The organism is Stenotrophomonas sp. PS02298, assembly GCF_029959445.1.
Lineage (GTDB): Bacteria > Pseudomonadota > Gammaproteobacteria > Xanthomonadales > Xanthomonadaceae > Stenotrophomonas.
The window spans coordinates 1-663 of record NZ_JASCOR010000334.1 but is presented as its reverse complement, the minus strand read 5'-3'; the positions used below and the strand labels follow the sequence as shown (position 1 = coordinate 663).

Sequence of the window (663 nt, the reverse complement as noted above, 5' to 3'; positions counted from 1 at the left end):
CCCCCCCCGCCGCGGCCCGCGCGGCCGCCCGCTCGGCGGCCCGGCGACGGCCCCCCCCCCCCCCCCCCCCCCCCCCCCCCCCCCCCCCCACTACAGGTACAGCCTAGAATCCCTGGCAGACCTTCTTGATCGCCGGCCTCAGGCTGCAGCGATGTCGAGTCCTAAATTGCGGCTGGGGCGCTTTTCGCTGCCCAATAACGCCTACTCAATCACCACGGTGACAGCTGGGCGAGTGCCGCTGTTTGCGAATCGCAAGAACGCCGAGCAGGTGATCGAGGCGCTCAGTCATTGCGAACTCGCCGGAATCACCAACAATCTCGCGTGGGTGGTCATGCCAGACCACCTGCATTGGCTGCTGCAGCTTCAAACCGGATCGCTGGGTGCGTGTATGCAGCGGCTGAAGTCGCGCTCGGCAAGAGCCATTGGCGTTGCGGGATCCATCTGGCAATCCGGCTACCACGATCATGCAATCAGGCGCGATGAATCATTGCTGGGCGTGGCCAATTACCTGCTGCATAACCCGGTGCGGGCTGGCCTATGCGACAGGCCGCAGGAGTATCCGTACGCGTGGTGCCGATGGGGCTGGCTGCTGTGATGCTCTGATGTAGTGCCGAGCCATGCTCGGCAGGGGCGTTACCGGTGATGCCCCATGCCGAGCATGGC

The 663-nt window shown here is 65.6% G+C and carries 1 protein-coding gene; it reads left to right on the top strand.

The window, feature by feature from the left end; all coding sequences use genetic code 11:
* Window positions 1-151 precede the first annotated feature (151 nt).
* Window positions 152-595, top strand: coding sequence for a transposase (locus QMX78_RS21490; RefSeq protein WP_282273491.1), 444 nt, complete (start codon window positions 152-154; stop codon window positions 593-595).
* Window positions 596-663 lie beyond the last annotated feature (68 nt).

What these genes read in the sequence shown, in the direction of transcription:
- QMX78_RS21490 (WP_282273491.1), top strand. Translation starts at nt 152, where the DNA reads ATGTCGAGTCCTAAATTGCGGCTGGGGCGCTTTTCGCTGCCCAATAAC.